Annotated in this window: 13 protein-coding genes; 7 read left to right on the top strand and 6 right to left on the bottom strand. The window is 58.8% G+C overall.

Annotated features, from left to right (window positions below):
- Position 1: 1 nt before the first annotated feature.
- The 3 genes from KZH41_RS07200 to KZH41_RS07190 all read right to left on the bottom strand — a co-directional run bounded on the left by KZH41_RS07200 (position 2) and on the right by KZH41_RS07190 (position 2,662).
- The gene (locus KZH41_RS07200) at positions 2-274 is read right to left on the bottom strand and encodes a type B 50S ribosomal protein L31 (protein ID WP_094950918.1); all 273 of its coding nucleotides are present in this window, start codon (positions 272-274) and stop codon (positions 2-4) included.
- Between the two features lie 100 nt (positions 275-374).
- Positions 375-1,700 (bottom strand): APC family permease, encoded by a 1,326-nt coding sequence (locus KZH41_RS07195; RefSeq protein ID WP_263274597.1) that lies wholly within the window; start codon positions 1,698-1,700, stop codon positions 375-377.
- A 140-nt stretch (positions 1,701-1,840) separates the two neighbouring features.
- Entirely contained in the window at positions 1,841-2,662 is an 822-nt protein-coding gene (locus KZH41_RS07190; RefSeq protein WP_263274596.1) for a carbon-nitrogen hydrolase family protein, read from the bottom strand.
- 93 nt (positions 2,663-2,755) lie between these two features.
- Between KZH41_RS07190 and KZH41_RS07185 the strand changes: the two genes are divergently transcribed.
- From KZH41_RS07185 to KZH41_RS07155, 7 genes are all read left to right on the top strand, one after another.
- Positions 2,756-3,520 (top strand): helix-turn-helix transcriptional regulator, encoded by a 765-nt coding sequence (locus KZH41_RS07185; RefSeq protein ID WP_094950921.1) that lies wholly within the window; start codon positions 2,756-2,758, stop codon positions 3,518-3,520.
- A gap of 26 nt (positions 3,521-3,546) precedes the next feature.
- Complete coding sequence (locus KZH41_RS07180) at positions 3,547-5,166, top strand: FMN-binding glutamate synthase family protein (protein ID WP_263274595.1); 1,620 nt, start codon at positions 3,547-3,549, stop codon at positions 5,164-5,166.
- A gap of 11 nt (positions 5,167-5,177) precedes the next feature.
- On the top strand, positions 5,178-5,462 hold the full coding sequence (locus KZH41_RS07175; RefSeq protein ID WP_094950923.1) for a putative quinol monooxygenase: 285 nt from the start codon (positions 5,178-5,180) through the stop codon (positions 5,460-5,462).
- A 58-nt stretch (positions 5,463-5,520) separates the two neighbouring features.
- Positions 5,521-5,817, top strand: a complete 297-nt coding sequence (locus tag KZH41_RS07170; protein ID WP_263274594.1) for a cupin domain-containing protein — start codon at positions 5,521-5,523, stop codon at positions 5,815-5,817.
- A gap of 131 nt (positions 5,818-5,948) precedes the next feature.
- Positions 5,949-7,079, top strand: coding sequence for an OpgC family protein (locus KZH41_RS07165; RefSeq protein ID WP_094950925.1), 1,131 nt, complete (start codon positions 5,949-5,951; stop codon positions 7,077-7,079).
- A gap of 63 nt (positions 7,080-7,142) precedes the next feature.
- The gene (locus KZH41_RS07160; RefSeq protein ID WP_263274593.1) at positions 7,143-8,171 is read left to right on the top strand and encodes a hypothetical protein; all 1,029 of its coding nucleotides are present in this window, start codon (positions 7,143-7,145) and stop codon (positions 8,169-8,171) included.
- Positions 8,164-8,304, top strand: a complete 141-nt coding sequence (locus tag KZH41_RS07155) for a hypothetical protein (RefSeq protein WP_176462932.1) — start codon at positions 8,164-8,166, stop codon at positions 8,302-8,304. Before KZH41_RS07160 ends, KZH41_RS07155 begins: the two co-directional genes overlap by 8 nt.
- A 75-nt stretch (positions 8,305-8,379) precedes the next feature.
- Here KZH41_RS07155 and KZH41_RS07150 read toward each other — a convergent pair whose 3' ends face one another.
- The 3 genes from KZH41_RS07150 to KZH41_RS07140 form a co-directional block, all read right to left on the bottom strand.
- Positions 8,380-13,584, bottom strand: a complete 5,205-nt coding sequence (locus KZH41_RS07150; protein ID WP_263274592.1) for a dermonecrotic toxin domain-containing protein — start codon at positions 13,582-13,584, stop codon at positions 8,380-8,382.
- 111 nt (positions 13,585-13,695) lie between these two features.
- Complete coding sequence (locus KZH41_RS07145; protein ID WP_263274591.1) at positions 13,696-15,720, bottom strand: M3 family metallopeptidase; 2,025 nt, start codon at positions 15,718-15,720, stop codon at positions 13,696-13,698.
- Between the two features lie 153 nt (positions 15,721-15,873).
- Entirely contained in the window at positions 15,874-17,295 is a 1,422-nt protein-coding gene (locus KZH41_RS07140) for an amino acid permease (protein WP_263274590.1), read from the bottom strand.
- Positions 17,296-17,459 lie beyond the last annotated feature (164 nt).

The following is a 17,459-nucleotide window of genomic DNA, read 5'->3' as shown; positions in this document are numbered from 1 at the left end:
CTCACGCCTCGGCGTTTTTCGGGCTCGAACCAAACGAAGCGAAACGCTTGTTGAACCCGGCAATCCGGCCTTCGGCCTGGGTCTTGCGCTGCTGGCCGGTGTAGACCGGGTGCGAGGCGCTGGAGACGTCCAGCGGGATGTATGGGTAGGTGTTGCCGTCGCTGTGTTTTTGGGTGCGGTCGCTGTCGGCGGTGGAACCGATGAGGAAGAACACGTCGGCGGCGGTGTCGTGGAACAGCACGGTGCGGTAGTCAGGATGGATACCAGCTTTCATAAGGCCTCCGGGGCGTCTGGGTGCATTTGATGTGTTATACAGTAACACAAATCATGCACCCAAACGAGAACGGATTGCAATAAGAATGGACCTCGGGCTTCTATGCGGCTTCCTGGAAGTCCATTTCCGGCGGCTGTTGCGAAAAGCCACGGGTGAGCAAACCCAGGTAAACCAGGCCGATCGCCAGCCACGCCACGCCCAGGTAAATCGCCAGATGATCCAGGCTGACCATCAGCCAGAGGTCCGCGAGCAGGCCGATGGCCGGGAACAGCAGAAACAGGATCAGCTCGCGCACACCACGCGCTTTCGCGCCGACCCAGTAGTGAAAGATCACCGACAGGTTCACCAGGCTGAAGGCCAGGAATGCACCAAAGTTGATGAACGAAGTGGAGGTGGTCACATCCAGCTTCAGCGCCAGCAACGCCACAACCGCACACAACAAGATGCTGTTAACCGGCGTGCCGAAGCGCGCATGCAAGGTGCCGAAGAACGACTTGGGCAACACACCGTCACGGCCCATCGCGAACAACAGGCGCGAACCACTGGCCTGGGCCGATAGCCCCGAGGCGAACTGGCCGACAATCAGGCCGATCAAGAAGATCGACACGAACAGGTCACCGCCGATATTGCGCGCGATTTCATACGCGGCCGAATCGACGTTGGCGAACTCGAAGGACGGATGGGCGATCTGCACAAAGTAGGACACCGCCACGAAGATCAGCCCGCCGATCAAAGTGATCAGCATGATCGCCCGTGGGATGGTGCGGCGCGGGTCGCGGGTTTCTTCGGTGAGGGTACTCACTGCGTCAAAGCCCAGGAACGAATAGCAGGCGATAGCCGCACCGCTCATGATCAACGGCATGTGCATCTGGCCGTTGAAGAACGGGGCGAGGGTCCACAGCGGTTTGCTGGCGTCACCGCCGATGTAGTGGATGCACAGCACGACAAACGCGCCCAGCACCAGAAACTGCACGAGCATCAGCAAGGCATTGATGCCGTTGGCCAACTTGAGGCCGACAATATTGATAGCGCTGGTGACGCCGATAAACGCCAATACCCAGACCCACTGCGGCACCGAAGGGAACGCCGAGTTGAGGTACGCCGCACCAATCAGCCAGATGGCCATGGGCAAGAACAGGTAGTCGAGCAGCACCGCCCAGCCGGCGATAAAACCCAGCTTGGGGCTGATGGCCTTGCGCACATAGCTGTAGGCGGAACCGGCCACCGGGAAGGCAGACGCCATGCGCCCGTAACTCATGGCGGTAAAGAACATCGCCACCAGCGCCGCCAGGTACGCGGCGGGGACCATGCCCGCAGTGGATTGCGCCAGGATGCCGAAGGTGCCGAGCACAATGATCGGCGTCATATAGGCGATGCCAAACAGCACCACCGACCCTAACGACAGGGTGCGTTGCAAACGAGCCATGAGCGATTCTCCGCTGATTTATTAGATTTATGGCAGAACTGAAGTCGGTAAAGCGGTTGTCATTTTTCTTATGGTTAAGCCTGTTTATGTGGCGAGCGGGGCTTGTTGTGGCGAGCGCCCTCGCCACATGGGGGTCAGCGTTAAACTTGTGGAATCAGCAGTTCGCGCGTCCCGTCTGCGCGCTCAATCACCTCACCCGGCAATTTCAAGCGCTGGTCATCCAGGTAGCGGTAGTCCTTGCGAGCCGCTACCAGTTGGTCGAGGTTCAGCTCGACCGCGAACTGCCCTTCCTCGCGCCCTGCTTCAAACAGCAGCGTGCCAATCGGGTCGACCAAGGCGCTGCCGCCGGCAAACAGCAGGCCGCCATCGCCCTCTTCCACCCGGTTGACCATCAGCGCAAACGCCTGGTTTTCCTGGGCGCGGGCCATGATCGCGGTGCGGTGCGTGGGGCCATAGGGGTCCATGTTGCCGTTGGTCACGATCAACAGTTCGGCGCCCAGTTGCGCCAAGGCGCGGGCGGTTTCCGGGAACTCGATGTCGTAGCAGATCAACAGGCCGACGCGCACGCCGTTCCACAGGCACGTGGCGTAGCGATCCCCGGGCGTGAACACGCCGCGATCCGAGGCCCACAAATGGGTCTTGCGATAACGTAGGGCGATGCCTTCGGGCGTGATCAACAAAGTGGTGTTGTAGAATTGGCCGCCATCGCTTTCGGCTATACCGATCGCCACGGCGATAGTGCGCGCACGGGCGGCCCGGATAACGGCCTGTACGGTGGGCCCATCCACCGGCTCGGCGATGTCGGCGACGGTCTCGGCCGACGGGAAGCCCATCAAGTGGGTTTCCGGGAAAACGATCAGTTGTGTATCGGCGGCGCAGGCCGCAATTGCCGCCAAGGCGCGCTCAAGGTTATAAGCTGTACCGTTATCACGACCTGCCAACTGGGCAAATTCGACCTTCATGGGTATTCCTTGTTCTCAATCTGTGCCGCAGTATGCGCAGCCACACCCCGCCAGGGAATTACGCGGCAGGGGTAACCCGATAGGGGTAGATCAATGACCATGTCGCTGCAAGACATCGCCTGGCACCGTTCGGTGGGGCAAATGATAGACGCCCTGGACCAGGCCAACTTCTGGACCCAACTGGTGCGCTTATTGGACCAATACGTGCCGTTCGATAGCTGGGTGGTGTTGCTGTTCAGCAGCGCACACCGCCCGCTGGTGTTCGCCGAATGCCCAGGCGCGGACGGCACGCCAGACCAACTGTTCCAGGATTACCTCAACGGCCTGTACCTGCTCGACCCCTTCTACATCGCCAGCCGCGAGCACTCACGCACCGGGCTGTTTCGCCTGGCGGACGTCGCGCCCGAGCATTTCGAACTCACCGAGTACTACCAGCGTTATTTCCGCCTGAACGTGGTGGCGGATGAAATCCAATTTAATTGCCACCTGCCGGATGGGCGTACCCTGTGCCTGTCCCTGGGCTCGAAACAGCGTTTTGACCCGCAGCAGATTGCTTTGCTGTCGCTGATCCAGCCCTGGGTGCTGAGCCTGCTGCGCCAGCGCCTGCCCTATGAGCTCCATCAGGTCAGCGCCCCACAGCCGCCGATGCACAATGATGATTGGGGCGCGCAACTCACCGCCCGAGAGCTGGATGTAGGCCGCTTGATGCTCAGTGGTTGCTCCAGCAAGGAAATCGCTCGTAAGCTGCAAATCTCTGTTGAAACCGTGAAAGTCCATAAGAAACACATCTACAGCAAGCTAGGGATCAAATCCCAGTCGGAGCTGTTCTCGATCTTTCTTCAGGCGCAAAGCGCCTAGCCGATGAGTGAACCAAGGAAAACCGTATGAGCCTGTCGTTACTAAGCCGTTACGCCTTCTTTGCCGTGTGCGTCATTTTCACCCTGGTAAGCCTCCCTTTTATTGAACATGAATGGCTGTGGCCGATCACCGTGGTCACCGGCATTCTCAGCCTGATCGGCCTGTTCGACCTGCTGCAAAGCCCCCACGCGGTGCGCCGCAACTACCCGATCCTGGGCAATATTCGTTACCTGGTGGAAGCCATCCGCCCGGAAATCCGCCAGTACCTGCTGGAGTCCGACAGCGATGCACTGCCCTTCTCGCGCTCGCAGCGCTCGCTGGTTTACTCGCGCGCCAAGAACGAAACCGCCGACAAGCCGTTCGGCACCTTGATCGACGTCTACCAGTCGGGTTTTGAGTTTATCGGCCACTCCATGCGCCCCGCGCCGTTGAGCGACCCGAGCGCGTTTCGCGTAATGGTCGGCGGCCCGCAGTGCAAGCAGCCGTACTCGGCGTCGGTGTTCAATATCTCGGCGATGAGCTTCGGTTCGCTGAGCGCCAACGCGATTCGCGCGCTCAACCAAGGCGCCAAGCTCGGCAACTTTTCCCACGATACCGGCGAAGGCAGCATCAGCCCCTACCACCGCGAAAACGGCGGTGACCTGACCTGGGAACTGGGCAGCGGCTACTTTGGCTGCCGTACCAGCGACGGCCGTTTCGACCCGGAACGCTTTGCCGTGCAGGCGCAGAACCCGCAAGTGCGCATGATCGAAATCAAGATGAGCCAGGGCGCCAAGCCCGGCCATGGCGGGATCTTGCCCAAGCATAAAGTCACCAAGGAAATCGCCGAAACCCGCGGCATCATGATGGGCGAAGACTGCATCTCGCCGTCGCGTCACAGCGCGTTTTCCACGCCGATTGAAATGATGCAGTTCATCGCCCAACTGCGCGAACTGTCCGGCGGCAAACCCGTGGGCTTCAAGTTCTGCCTGGGCCACCCGTGGGAATTCATGGGCATTGCCAAGGCCATGCTCGAAACCGGCATCCTCCCGGACTTTATCGTGGTCGACGGCAAGGAAGGCGGAACCGGCGCCGCACCTGTGGAGTTCACCGACCATATCGGCGTACCGCTGCGTGAAGGCCTGCTGTTTGTGCACAACACCCTGGTCGGCCTGAACCTGCGCGACAAGATCAAGCTGGGCGCCAGCGGCAAGATCGTCAGCGCGTTCGATATCGCCAGCGTCCTGGCCATCGGCGCCGACTGGGCCAACTCCGCGCGCGGCTTCATGTTCGCCATCGGCTGCATTCAGTCGCAAAGCTGCCACACCAACAAATGCCCGACCGGCGTCGCCACTCAAGACCCGTTGCGCCAGCGCGCCCTGGTAGTGCCGGACAAAGCCCAGCGCGTGTTCAACTTCCACCGCAACACCCTCAAGGCCCTGGCGGAAATGCTCGCAGCGGCCGGCCTGGATCATCCGTCGCAGCTGTCGGCCAAGCACTTGGTGCGGCGTATGTCGGCGACTGAGATCAAGCTGTTCTCGCAGCTGCATGTGTTCCTCAAGCCGGGTGAATTGCTCACCGGTGAAGTCAGCGGCGAGTTCTATTCGCGCATGTGGCAGATGGCGCGGGCGGACAGTTTTGAGCCACATGAAATCGCGGCGGCGTGAGGGCACCGACCATGCTCAACGTCATCGCTGAAGACTTCATCAAGCCCGAACACCTGGAAACCGTGCGACCGTGGTACGCCGAGCTGGTCGAAAAAACCCGCCTGGAACCGCTATGCATTGCCTACGCGTTGTTTGTCGATCAGAAAGACCCGGGGCACTTCACTTTCATCGAGCAATGGCCCGATCAGGCCGCGCTCGATGCTCACTGCCAAACCGAACACTTCACCCGGCTGGTGCCGCAAATCAATGCGCACCAAGCCAAGCCCTGCCGGGTACTGTTGATGGATGCGTTCTAAACACCCTATTGCTGCTGAACCGGACCACCGACGGCATCGTTGAAACCAGGAGATTCACATGCCGTTACTCGACTTTGCCGCCATCGCCGGGCAACTGCCCAGCAGTTGGACATCCACGCGCCTGGGCCAGGTAGGCCCGGCGCGGATCAAGGTGCTGCGCATGGATGAGCAGGCGTATGAGGAAGAAACCCATAATTACAACGAAGGGTTATTGGTGGTCAGCGGCCTGTTGCGCTTGAGCGTCGGCGCTGAGGAAATCCGTGTGGAAGCCGGCCAGATGTACCTCGTTGAAGCCGGTACCGCCCATGGTGTACTTGCAGGCAGCTACGGCACGTTGGTGATCATTGATGTCTAGAGACATTCAGTAATACCCAGCCTTTGCAATTGCTTACAAATACCGCCAACCTGCGCCCGCCCGACGTTCGGCGTGCGAAAACCTTCCGTTCGCCGGTCATTACTAAACCATTTGTTCAAGAGCCCGCTGCCATGCTGAACGGACGCGACCCGCGCATCGATTTTTTTCGGGGCCTGGCGTTGATCTTCATTTTTTGGGACCACGTCCCCCACAATCCCCTCGGTTTGATCACCCTGCGAAACTTCGGCTTCAGCGATGCGGCGGAAGTCTTCGTGTTCCTCGCCGGGTTTGCCTCGGTGCTGGCCTACGGCAAAGTCATGCAACGCGAAGGCTACTGGATGGCCTGCCTGAAAATCCTGCGCCGCACCTGGGTGCTGTACGTGGTGCATATCTTCTTGCTGGCGCTGCTGATGGGCATCGTGTTTTACGCCAACAACCATGTGCAAACCCGCGACCTCGTGGCGGAGATGGGCCTGACGCACTTCATCACCCACCCACAGCAGGCGCTGACCGATGAGCTGCTGTTGCGCTTCAAACCCAACTTGATGGACCCCTTGCCGTTGTACATCGTGTTGCTGGCAGGCTTGTCGGTGGTGCTGCCACTGATGGTGCGCGCCACGTGGGCGGTGGTCGGCGTCTCGCTGGCGGTGTACCTGATGGCGCCGTGGATGGGCTGGAACCTGCGGGCCATCGCCGATGGCGTGTGGTACTTCAACCCCGTCACCTGGCAGTTGCTGTTTGTACTGGGCGGCGCTGCGGCGATCTACAGCCAGCGGCCAACCGTGCCCGACACGCGCCCCTTGCAACGCCAGCCGCTGTTTGTCGCGGCGGCGGTGTATGTGGTGGTCGCCGGGGTGATTACAGTGTCGTGGCTGTGGCCGCACCTGCATGACGCGGTAATGCCAGAGGTGCTCAGCAATTGGCTGTACCCCATCAGCAAAACCGACCTGTCACCGGTGCGCCTCATCCATTTCCTGGCGCTGGCCTATGTGACAGCCAAGCTCCTGCCCGGCCGGGAATGGACGCAAAACCGCCTGGCCGAACGGGTCTGTCAAATGGGCCGATATTCCCTGGAAGTGTTCTGCCTGGGCGTGGTGCTGGCGCCCCTGGCGGACATGCTCAATGCACTGGCGGATGACGCCGTGGCCATGCAATTGCTGACCGCCGTGGTCGGTGTGTTGCTGATGTCGGGGCTCGCCGTGTGGTTAGAGTTCATTAAGCGCCTCAACCAGGCGCCACGCTCGACAGGGCTACATAGCTAGCGCCCGCCGGTACCCACTGGGTGTTTCCATTTGCCTTCCACTCGATTGTGAAAGGAAATGCCCTTGGCTACCCATCTACGGCTCAACGGCCTGTCGGGCAACCTGCAGTCCAACCAATCCTGGCCCCGGCAAGAGGCCCTGGAACTGATTCACCAGATCCTCTCGCGCAACCTCTCCAGCCTGACGCCCAGCCAACAACGCACGTACGTGCGCCTGCAACGCGAAGCATTGCAGGCACTGAAGGCGGTGGACACGGCAAACACCGCCCTGATCAACGCCTTCAAGACCAAGGGTTTGGCGCAATTGCGCAGCAAACTCGGCGGCCTGGACCCGCAGGCGATTTTTATCCACACCCGCTACCGGGAGGAAGTGGGCGTGCCCCTGCCGTGGGAGCCACGAACCAGCACGGCCAAGCCGGTTTCAGGCTCACGCTTTCGCCGCCCCTATGATGAATGGAAATACCGCCCTCACCTGTCCACGCTGTCACTCTGGGATGCCGCCTGCCTGAATTTCGATTTTGCCGCGCAGGTGAAGCAGAGGTCCGGGCACAGTTTTGTCGATTCGACCTACCTCACCGGCGTCGAGAAACACCAACTGGATGTGCCACGCTTTGTCACCATCAGCCGCGAGCTGAACCTGGGTGGCCAGTTGCACGCCAGCCTGCAACCGGCGCTTGCCCCAGGCGACACACTCCAGACGCTGATCGAAACCAGCGCACGTACCTGCCTGTGGTTCCAAGCGCTGGAAGCCTATCGCAACCGCGACAGCACCGGGGTCACGCGGGCCCTCTACGACACACTGGTCAAGGCCATCGACGGCACCGGCACCGCCTTGCCCTTTGACACCCAGAGTATGGATGCCACGCCCTACGACCTTGCAACGCCGTTGCCGCTGTTGCTGATCCGGGTGGCCATCCAAGCACGCGCTGACCACACGGGTCTGGACCTTGCTGCTGGCCATGGGCGAGTCCACGGCCCTGCAAGAGTTTCTGTTGATGGAGGCGTTCTGGATCGAGTACCTGGCGAGGAGTCACCCGGGACCCTTTTCCACAGTCAAGGACAGCATCAAGCACAAAGTGCGAGCGTTGGATGAAGAGCTAACAGACAAGCGTTCGGAAGCCTACCTGGAGCGGCGCCAGTCACTGATTGACTTGGGGCAGGATGAACAAAACCGCCTGGTGCGGCAACTGACCGAGGCCACGCAGGCGGCTTTGCTGCGCGCGTGAGCCGGCCCCCTGGAGCTTGCACAGCGGGCAAGCTTCGGGGCGATGACCTGGCACCTCGATAATACCCACCTCGAATTATGGCGAATTGCCGACTTGGCCAATCGGTGTCTCTTTTCTACGCCCCAACTGTGCGATCAGGTAAGCAACGGAATCGGCATTGTTGAGCACCGTGATGACACGTTTGAGCGGATCGGTACGGAATACTCGCCGAGCATCGCTGAGGGTTTGGGTGCCCGTGACGGTGAGCAGCCTGTTGAGAACAGGCTCGGTTGACGTGCCCATGGATGGGTCTGTTTTGATGCCGGTTGCGATGTCGACCACTTGGAATAACTGCTGGATCGGGGTGTTGAGCGACAGCCTTGAAAGTTGACGGTTTTCCAGGACCGCTTTAGTGGTGCGGCCCGTAGAAGTTTGAGCATCGATCAGGTCATGAAAAGGATGAGTGGCGTTCACATAAGCCAAGTCCAACGTCAGGCCTACATGATGGGAGACTTCATGAATGAGGGTGGTCGCACGGGCATGGACGTTGACGTAGAACGGTTTTATCAACAGATGACTGTAATTCAGACCGGGGTTAAAAAATGCCTCGGTCAAGTACAGCAATTGAAGGGGGTCGGGGACAATCGTAAACGCCATCACCTTGTAGGCCCCCGCAAGCGCTGGCATTCGCGAGCGGCCAATGACAAATCGCGTTGAGTTCGGGGAGGTCAGTGAAGGCTCCATCAACGCGTTGCACATCTTGTCGACGGTCTCCTGAATTTTTTCAAGGTGTTCGACTTCGAGCGTATGCAGGCCAAAAAACGTTTGGACTTGTTTGACGAGCTCAGGGGCGGCAAGGGGCGTTTGCACGAGCAGGCGTAAATTTTCCTGGGCATTTTTTGTATAAAACGTGGCCAATGCCAATGCCTCGGTGATCATCAACGATTCTTGAGCATACAGCGCTCGAATGTCGCGCATGCCAATGGCCAATATATTCATATTGGGCCGCGCAAATGGCTCGGAGTAGAAGCGATTGGTCAATCGCGCAATGGTTCTTCGGCCCATCAGCAGCGGATCACTGCTACTGAGCATCCACTGTTGTCGTGTGTTGCTTTGCACCAAAGGGCCGACCTCTCCATTGCCAGTAATGTGCCAATCCACGCTGTGTTGGATGACCTGAAACACTTTCCCAGCCACTGCTGCGTAGTAGCGGTTAGAGTCGGATCGGTAAAGGTTAAGCGTGGTGTCTTTAATCAAGCTGTTCAAGGTCGGCTCAAGGACATCGAAACGTTGTAGCCGGGTGCGTGGCGCAGCCGTTATGTCGAGCGCGGGCCAGGACACCAGAGAGGTCGCAGGTACAGGAGGTGCCGGGCTCGGCTCGGGCGTCGGGGATATACCGCTCTCTGGCACGGAGGGCATGGAACGGCGTAAACCGGCCATCAAGGCGATACCGGCGATGAAATGGCCAAGTGCCTCATGCCACTGGTGGCTTTGCAGTTCTTCAGCCGAGGCTTTGAACAGTTTGTAGCTGCGCCAGACGATCAAGGGATAAGCCAGCTTGCCGGCAAAAAACATAACGGCCTCATGCACCCCCTCTGAAAATACGGCTTTTACCGTATCCCAAGCGGTATCCGCATTGTCGACTTGCTGGCCACTCAGCAAGGTTGTCAGCAACTCGAGATTATCGGTGTACAACTGTTTGAACAGGGGCGTGTTTATGGGGGTGTGTGCCAGCTGCATGGGAGTGCCGTCTTGGGGTTGCCCCAACGCCTTTGTCAGTGCGGCCTGGTCTACTGCCGGGACCACCTGCCGGACCCAGCTTTGTAAGGCCCCGGGCGCCGTCAGCTCGGCGAGCAGCCCAGCCTCATCGGCATATTCTTTGAGGGTATGGCCTGGGCTATAAGGGGCATAGAGAACGTGAGGCGTCTTGTCAGCTGAGGCGGGGCTGATCACGTAGCTCCCAGGCACCTTGATCGTTTTCTTCCCGGCATCAATCAGCAGCTCCAGAGGGCGGATCATGGCGCTGGCGTCTACCACGGTCGCACGGGCGATAGCATCCGGCATATCCATGACCTGTTGAATGAGCCCGAAGGTCGCCGGTGAAAGCTGGCCTTGCAACGTCAGGCTGTGAGCGTACTGCATCAGTTGCCAGGGCAGTTGCTTGGCGAATCGCGTAGAGCGTTGCTCAAAGTCCGGGCTGGCAGGGCCCAGGGAAGATTTGACGTAAGTTTGATAAGCCGCATTGATGTTCAGCGCCTGTATCCGCGTTTTTAGCGTCTGCGCATCCATAGTATTGGGCAGCGGCGTTGTGCCGGTGCTGGCGAAGAGCGGAACCGCATCGTTCCAATACGATTGGTGGCTCAAGGCATAGTCCAGCAGCGCCTGGCTGCGGGCAGGCATGTTGCCCTGTGCCGGAAGCCCAACTTCGATTTCATCAGCAGTGACGCTACTCTGGCCGTCAAGTTCCTTTAGCAAAGCGCTGAGCGTGTTTCGCGTGAACTGAGCCAGCGAGTCGATCCCGTGCAGGTAATCCTGATTGTCGATGACGTTGTTTCGATACTGCTCCAACAGTTCAGCATAGAGCTGTTGATCGATCGCGCTGGCTTGGCCCAACCATTGCGTGCCATGTTGCACAATCATCGCCTCGACCATGTCCATGGCTCGCCGCAGGTTAGTAGGCGCCAGGGTTTGCGTGACTTGAACCTGCCACAGGTTGCGCAACTGTTCGACCGACAGTTTCTTGGACAGGATTTGCTCCAGTTCACGGTCTTTTTGTTGGACGTAAGTCCGTTGCAAGTACTCGACGAGGTTGGCTTCGATCAGCTCAAGGCCGCTGAATGCATAGGTCGGATGTGAATGCCAGTCCGGTTGCGCCAGGTTCGCCAGGAAAGCCTGTCGTTCGTCCAGGGTTGCCAGGCGTCGATCTACCTCTGCCTTGAAGTGACTCAATGAATGAAAACTTTCCAGCCCCAACGCAGGCGTCCATAGCAGCGTGCGACCGCAATATTGAGGGTCAAGCCCGCCGCGCTCGGTCAGCACGAAACAGTTATTAAGCGGTTGCGAGGTCGTTTGCCCCACGGTCGCGACCTTCAAGCAAAACGCGTCAGGGCGGAACCCATTGACACTCAGGCGCAGGTCTCTGGCGTAAATACCTAGTACGGCTAAAAGAACTTCGTAGTCCAGGGGCAGTAAAGCGTTATTCCAGAGCCTGAGTTGCATTTCCCCGGTCAAGCCCATCTCCATTGCCTTTCTCAGCAAGGGCTGCATGTCGGGGTACACGCTGTGGGTTCTGCGCAGATACTGGGTAAAACCGCCGATGGCAGTGTCGATCAGCGTATTGAAGGCCGTGACATCCACGCCTGGAATTCTAGTGGCGGGTCTTTCAGCAGCCGTTGAGTAGAAGTGGATGTGCGGCGAATCGGGGAGAGGCTCCACTTCGCCACATAAACGTGCCAGAAAATGCTCGACCATGCTGCTTGATGTCAGCAACTGAGGTTTTTCATCGGTGCCCGAGGGGTTGCTGTAATGGTGCACCCAAAGGCATGCAGCCTGCAGGTGTTGCTGTTTGATGGCGTACAGCTTGGTGTTGAGGTAGGTGGTGGCGGAGCGCTCCAGCGAGGGGCGAGAAGCTAGTTGTCGTTCGACTTCGGCGATTGTATTTTCGAGCGAATGCTGAGCGCTACGCATTGCCAACAGTGTGGGCGGGACCCTGGGCTGTGTCGCAGACGCTGTCCAGAGGGGCGCCAATTGTGTACTCCAACGGCCCATGGGCTCGAGGGTCAATAATTTTTGTTCAATCATGGCCCGCACATCCAGCACATGATCGACCAGGGCATCGAGGTCCATCGTGCCTTGGCTCAGGCGATACTGATCGAGGGCGTATTCAAGGTTGCGAGCTTGTTTTTCAATGACGCCCTCTATGAGGCTTTGGAAAATGACCCCGGTGATGGGCGCGGTAGTGACGTCGCAGGCCTGCAGATCTACTTCGCTATAGCGTTCGGGCCTCGACAGATGCTTTCTCCAGGCATCGGGATGCTCCCCAGGGTTGAGACTCTCCAGAAGACGGGTTTTCAGTGAGTCCAACTCGGTAAACGCCTGCAGCCCATGGTGGGGGCTATACAGCAGCCAGGGCGAGTCATCGTCGCCTTTGTTGCTGATGATCAGTGTACCGGCCAGCTCGGTGGGGGGCTGTTCGGGCTCGTCCAGCATTGCTTTTTCAACATCCAGGGCTGGAGGCAGCGTCGTCTCGGGGAGTGCCGTCCTGAGCGGCAGGGCCTGTAGTTGCAGACGCTGGTCAACCGTAATCGTGGATTGCTGTTGTCGGTCCAGTAACACCGTTAAAAAGGCATTGGCCATGGCGTGCGTAAAAAGTTGCAGCCGCGAGAGCCCGGTGGAAGCCGGCAGCGCCCAGAACGCCTTGGGCCGTTGCTTCATGTGTGTTTTCAAACCCTGGGCCAGTCCTTGGACTGATACCTCCCAACGCAACTGATCATCGGCCTCCTGCGTGGACGATTGGGAGACCGGGGTGCGTTGGGGGTTGTCGTAGCGTCGGGTTTCACCCGTTGGCCAGCCATTGGCGACGAAATACCTGAGGACGGTATCGCTCAACGAGCGGGTAGCGATGTGTCGAGGTGTTGACGTGTCAGTGTCACCCGATTGGCTGGAGGTGCCGACGACATAGCTCTGTACCTGGATTTGGCGCAAGTCGACACCTGCAAAAGACTGGGCCAGTTCAGCGCAAATGTAGTCATCCAGCAGAGAAGTGAAACTGGGCAGCTTGAGCAATTCCTCGCGCATCAGCCGGGCATTGTCAAGCAGGTTATTGGAGAGGGTATTTTGCTGTGCTTCGAAGACCGCTCCAGCCACGGGCTGTAGAGTAAAGGTCATAACCGCAGTGGACTTTAGTGTGGCTTGCTGGGAGATCGACAGGTAATCGAGCAAAGCCTGGCGCTGCACCGGGTCTTTGAACCAAGTGCCCAGTTGCGTCTTGAGTGTTTCATGGCTTTCGAGCTTTTCCAGGCCACGCGCAGGCGAGTAGAGAAAAACCCCACCTTCCGGGGCGGGGCCCATGACGAATGCGCCCGCAAGTTCAACTGCCGGTTGGCCGGGCACGTTCACTTGCAGGGTTTGGACGTGCATCGGTGCGGTGTGTGCCCGTCGCAAAGCATCGGTTGCCAGATAGACCGAGTCGAGCCAGTCCAGGTCCTTGAGGGTAAAGTTACGCGTGCTTTGGCGCTGGCTTAGCTGTGTGCGATCGGCTTGGGTTTCGCTGAAAAAATACGGTCGGTTGTCATTGTCCATCGAGTGCTCTCCAAACAGGCTCGGCTGCCGGCAGTGCAGCTACGAGTGACCTGAAAGGATCAACTCTGGCATTTCAGATTTCAGTCCAGGCGTTACATATGCAGCAACGCCTCAGGCCCCGGTGGAGTGATCGGCGTATAGGTCGCCTTCGCCACGGAAAAGCGCAAGTGACTTCAACAGCGTACGGGTGTCCCCCGCAGTAATAAACGCTTCACGGAAGGCTTTCCCGGTTTCAGGGTTGAGCAGGCCGTCACGCTCAAATCGTTCAAAGGCTTGTTTGGCCAGGACACCCGACCACTTGTAGGAATACATTTTGGCGCCATAGTGACCCACAAGTTGTTCGAGGCAGTTGAGCGGGCGAGCGCCATCAGGCCACTGCACAAACCCGACGTCAGCGCTGGCACGGGTGAAAACCTCATGAGGTGTGCGCCCGTCACCATAAGTACGGTGCAACTCGAAGTCGACCAGGCCCGTGAGTAAAACCCGGGCGGTTTCCTGGCTGGTTTGAGTGTGAATAAATCGGCTCATTTTGTTGGCCATATCCTCAGGCAACGATTCTCCCGTCTGGAAATGGCCTGAAAGCCAGATCAGGGACGCTGAAGTAAAACAAAACTGCTCCAGCACTTGGCTAACGAATTCCGCCGCGTCATGGCTTAATTGACCAATACTGGAGAGCACCCGGTAGGGGGCGGCGGTCAACAGGTGCTGCAGGCAATGGCCAAATTCATGCAATAAGACCCTCAATTGCAGATGATCCAGCAAGCACGGTTGGGTCGCTGTCGGTCGTGGCAACTGGGTACGTAGTACTGCGATAGGCCGTCGTGGTCGCCCCTCGGCAGTCATCCGATGGCTGCGCAGGCTCGACATGGCGCCAAGCCCTGCGTCCGCCTTGCGGCGATAAGGGTCAATGAACAAATGGCCGATCGGCTCCGCGTACTCCCTGACTTCAAACACCCGCACATCCGGGTGCCAGGTATCGACAGTGGTTTGTTCGACCAGGTCAACGCCGAACAGTGTTTTGGTGAACATGCCCAAGCGTTGCAGTACCGTCTCCAACGGGAAGTAGTTGCGCAATGCCTCCTGAGAGACGCCAGCCAGATCCTGGCGAATTTTTTCCGCGAAATAGTCGTTATCCCAAGGTTCCAGATCATCGATACCTCGTTGCGCGGCATAGTGCTGCAGTTGTTGCGCGTCATAGGAAGCCGTCGTTCGTGCCTGCTCAATCTGTTGATGCACAAATGCAATGACCTCATCGGTCGTCTGCGCCATCTGATCGACCAGAGCCAGTTGGGTGAAATTGGGATAGCCCAACAGCTGTGCTTTCTGGTGACGGCTGGAGAGCAGCACTGTCAGGACCAGTTCATTGTCGGTGGCAAAAGCGTCAGGGCCGGTACCCACGGCACGGCTGTAATAAGCCACCATCATTTCCTGGCGCAAAGCTCGATGATCGGCATAGGTCATCACCTCGCGAAAGGATTGATCCGAAAGAGTCAATAACCAGCCTTCCAGGCCTGCGGCTCGAGCGGCGTCCTCCATGCGTGCCTGGGTCGCATCAGGCAATCCGCTCAGCAGCGACTTGTCGTCGATGTGCTTACGCCACGTCCTGTTCGAGTCTTCTATACGGTCCAGAAACTCCTGGCCCAATGTGCCGATTTCCAGGTTCAACGTTTTCAGCTGTAACTGCTTGTCGCAGGACAGATCAAGGCCGGCCAAGTGGTACTTGCGCAGTATTTTCTGCAGCGCGCTTTTGCGTTGTTCATTGAAAAGAGCCGCGATCGGGCTATTGGCAAGTTGTCGGTGAAGCTGATACAGGTCGTTGTTCTCAGTCAACTCGGCCTTGTACTGCATTGCCAGATCGTGACTACGGACTGATTCCTGCTGCCAGGCCGGCCCTTGGGAAATGGAGTTAAGCAGTTCAATGATTTGGAGAACGCCATCCAAGCGAGCCTCCAGTGCCTCCACAGCCTGCACCAGGTCATCCCAGGTTGGGAATGGCGCCTGGCTGGCGATAATCGTGGCGGTGGTGCCGCGGCTTTCGGTGATGATCTGTTGAATGGCGGGCACCAAGTGTTCTGCCTGGATAGACGAGAACGGCGGCAGATCGTAGGGCGTTAGAAGTGGATTGCTGTCAGGCATGGCGTCACTGTTCAAAGAGGGCAGTCGAAGCAGTCAGCCTAAAGAATGAATAACCGATGGGAGGGATAGATAAGTAGGCAAGCAGGGAGAAAGGCAATAACGCGGGGAGCCCGCGTTATTCTCAAGCGCATCCGAGCACTCTCGCTCAGTGGCTCATATCTGCCTGAGCGTCGCACCTTCGCCAGCCTGACTCGGCTGCAACTTGAACACGTAGAACAGCACCGTCAGCAACACCAGGAACACCGGGCCGACGTACAGCGCAATACGCGTTTGCGGGAAGTACGCCATCAGGCCCACCACCAGCACCAGGAACGCCAACGCCAGGTAGGAGCTGACTGGGTACAGCCACATGCGGTACTTGAGGCCAGCCACCTCGGCTGGGCTCAGGCTTTTGCGGAATTTGAGCTGGGCTAGCAGGATCATCAGCCAGGTCCAGATCGCACCGAAGGTGGCGATGGAGGTGACCCACACAAAGACTTTTTCCGGAACCATGTAGTTGAGCAACACGCCCAGCAGCAGCACGAAAATCGACAGCAGCAGCGCCCGGCGCGGTACGCCGTTGCTTGAGGTCGTGCCGAACGTGGTCGGCGCCTGGCCATTTTGCGCCAGGCTGTAGAGCATGCGCCCGGTGCTGAAGATGCCGCCGTTGCAGGAGGACAGCGCCGCCGTGATCACCACGAAGTTGATGATGCCGGCGGCCGTCTTGATACCCAGGCGCTCGAAGGTCATCACGAACGGGCTGCCTTGGGTGCCGATTTCGTTCCATGGGTAGATCGACAGGATTACGAACAGCGCCCCCACGTAGAACAGCAGGATGCGCCAGAACACAGAGCCGATGGCACTGGGGATGGTCTTCTGCGGGTTCTTTGCTTCACCGGCGGTGAGGCCGATCATCTCGACGCCCAGATAGGCGAACATCACCATTTGCAGGGACATCAGCACACCGGTGACGCCATTGGGCATAAAGCCGCCGTGGGCCCACAGGTTGGAAATGCCCAGCGCCACGCCGTCATTGCCGAAGCCGAACGCAATGATGCCGACGCCGCCGATGACCATGGCAATGATCGTGACGATCTTGATCAGCGCGAACCAGAACTCGAATTCACCGAACGCCTTGACCGCGATCAGGTTGATGGTGCCCATGCTGACCAGGGCCGCCAAGGCCCAGATCCAGCGCGGCACGTCGGGGAACCACACGCCCATGTACACGGCGACGGCGGTGATTTCCGCCACGCAGGTCACCAGCCACAGGAACCAGTAGTTCCAACCGGTGAGAAAGCCCGCCAACGGGCCGAGGTAGTCCTGGGCGTAACGGCTGAACGAGCCGGCGACGGGGTTGTGCACCGCCATTTCGCCCAGGGCGCGCATGATCACCAGGATCGCCAGGCCGCCAATGATGTAGGACAACATGATCGCCGGGCCGGCCATTTCAATGGCCTTGGCCGAGCCCAGGAACAGGCCGACACCGATACAGGCGCCAAGGGCCATCAGGCGAATATGCCGTTCACCGAGTTCGCGTTTGAGCGGGCCGCCTTGAGCGGTCTCGCCATGGGGCAGTGGGTTGCCGACTGGCATAGGGGTACAACCTCATTTTGTTATTGGAGTGTCCGTCGAGTTTCCGGGTGCAGGCCGGTAAGCCTGTGCCCTTATTGAAACGGGACCGCCTCATGGACGGGCCCTTCTTGCCAGGCAAGATCAGCGGGGCGTCAGTATAAAAAGCCCAGAGCAGGGTCTTTCAC

Origin of the sequence: Pseudomonas sp. YeP6b (assembly GCF_025642995.1) — a bacterium.
Classification (GTDB): Bacteria; Pseudomonadota; Gammaproteobacteria; order Pseudomonadales; family Pseudomonadaceae; genus Aquipseudomonas.
The sequence above is the reverse complement of the archived record's forward strand: the minus strand, read 5'-3'. Positions and strand labels throughout refer to the sequence as shown.

Coding starts and splice junctions, on each gene's coding strand:
- KZH41_RS07200 (WP_094950918.1), bottom strand. CDS start 274: ATGAAAGCTGGTATCCATCCTGACTACCGCACCGTGCTGTTCCACGAC.
- KZH41_RS07195 (WP_263274597.1), bottom strand. CDS start 1,700: ATGGCTCGTTTGCAACGCACCCTGTCGTTAGGGTCGGTGGTGCTGTTT.
- KZH41_RS07190 (WP_263274596.1), bottom strand. CDS start 2,662: ATGAAGGTCGAATTTGCCCAGTTGGCAGGTCGTGATAACGGTACAGCT.
- KZH41_RS07185 (WP_094950921.1), top strand. CDS start 2,756: ATGACCATGTCGCTGCAAGACATCGCCTGGCACCGTTCGGTGGGGCAA.
- KZH41_RS07180 (WP_263274595.1), top strand. CDS start 3,547: ATGAGCCTGTCGTTACTAAGCCGTTACGCCTTCTTTGCCGTGTGCGTC.
- KZH41_RS07175 (WP_094950923.1), top strand. CDS start 5,178: ATGCTCAACGTCATCGCTGAAGACTTCATCAAGCCCGAACACCTGGAA.
- KZH41_RS07170 (WP_263274594.1), top strand. CDS start 5,521: ATGCCGTTACTCGACTTTGCCGCCATCGCCGGGCAACTGCCCAGCAGT.
- KZH41_RS07165 (WP_094950925.1), top strand. CDS start 5,949: ATGCTGAACGGACGCGACCCGCGCATCGATTTTTTTCGGGGCCTGGCG.
- KZH41_RS07150 (WP_263274592.1), bottom strand. CDS start 13,584: ATGGACAATGACAACCGACCGTATTTTTTCAGCGAAACCCAAGCCGAT.
- KZH41_RS07145 (WP_263274591.1), bottom strand. CDS start 15,720: ATGCCTGACAGCAATCCACTTCTAACGCCCTACGATCTGCCGCCGTTC.
- KZH41_RS07140 (WP_263274590.1), bottom strand. CDS start 17,295: ATGCCAGTCGGCAACCCACTGCCCCATGGCGAGACCGCTCAAGGCGGC.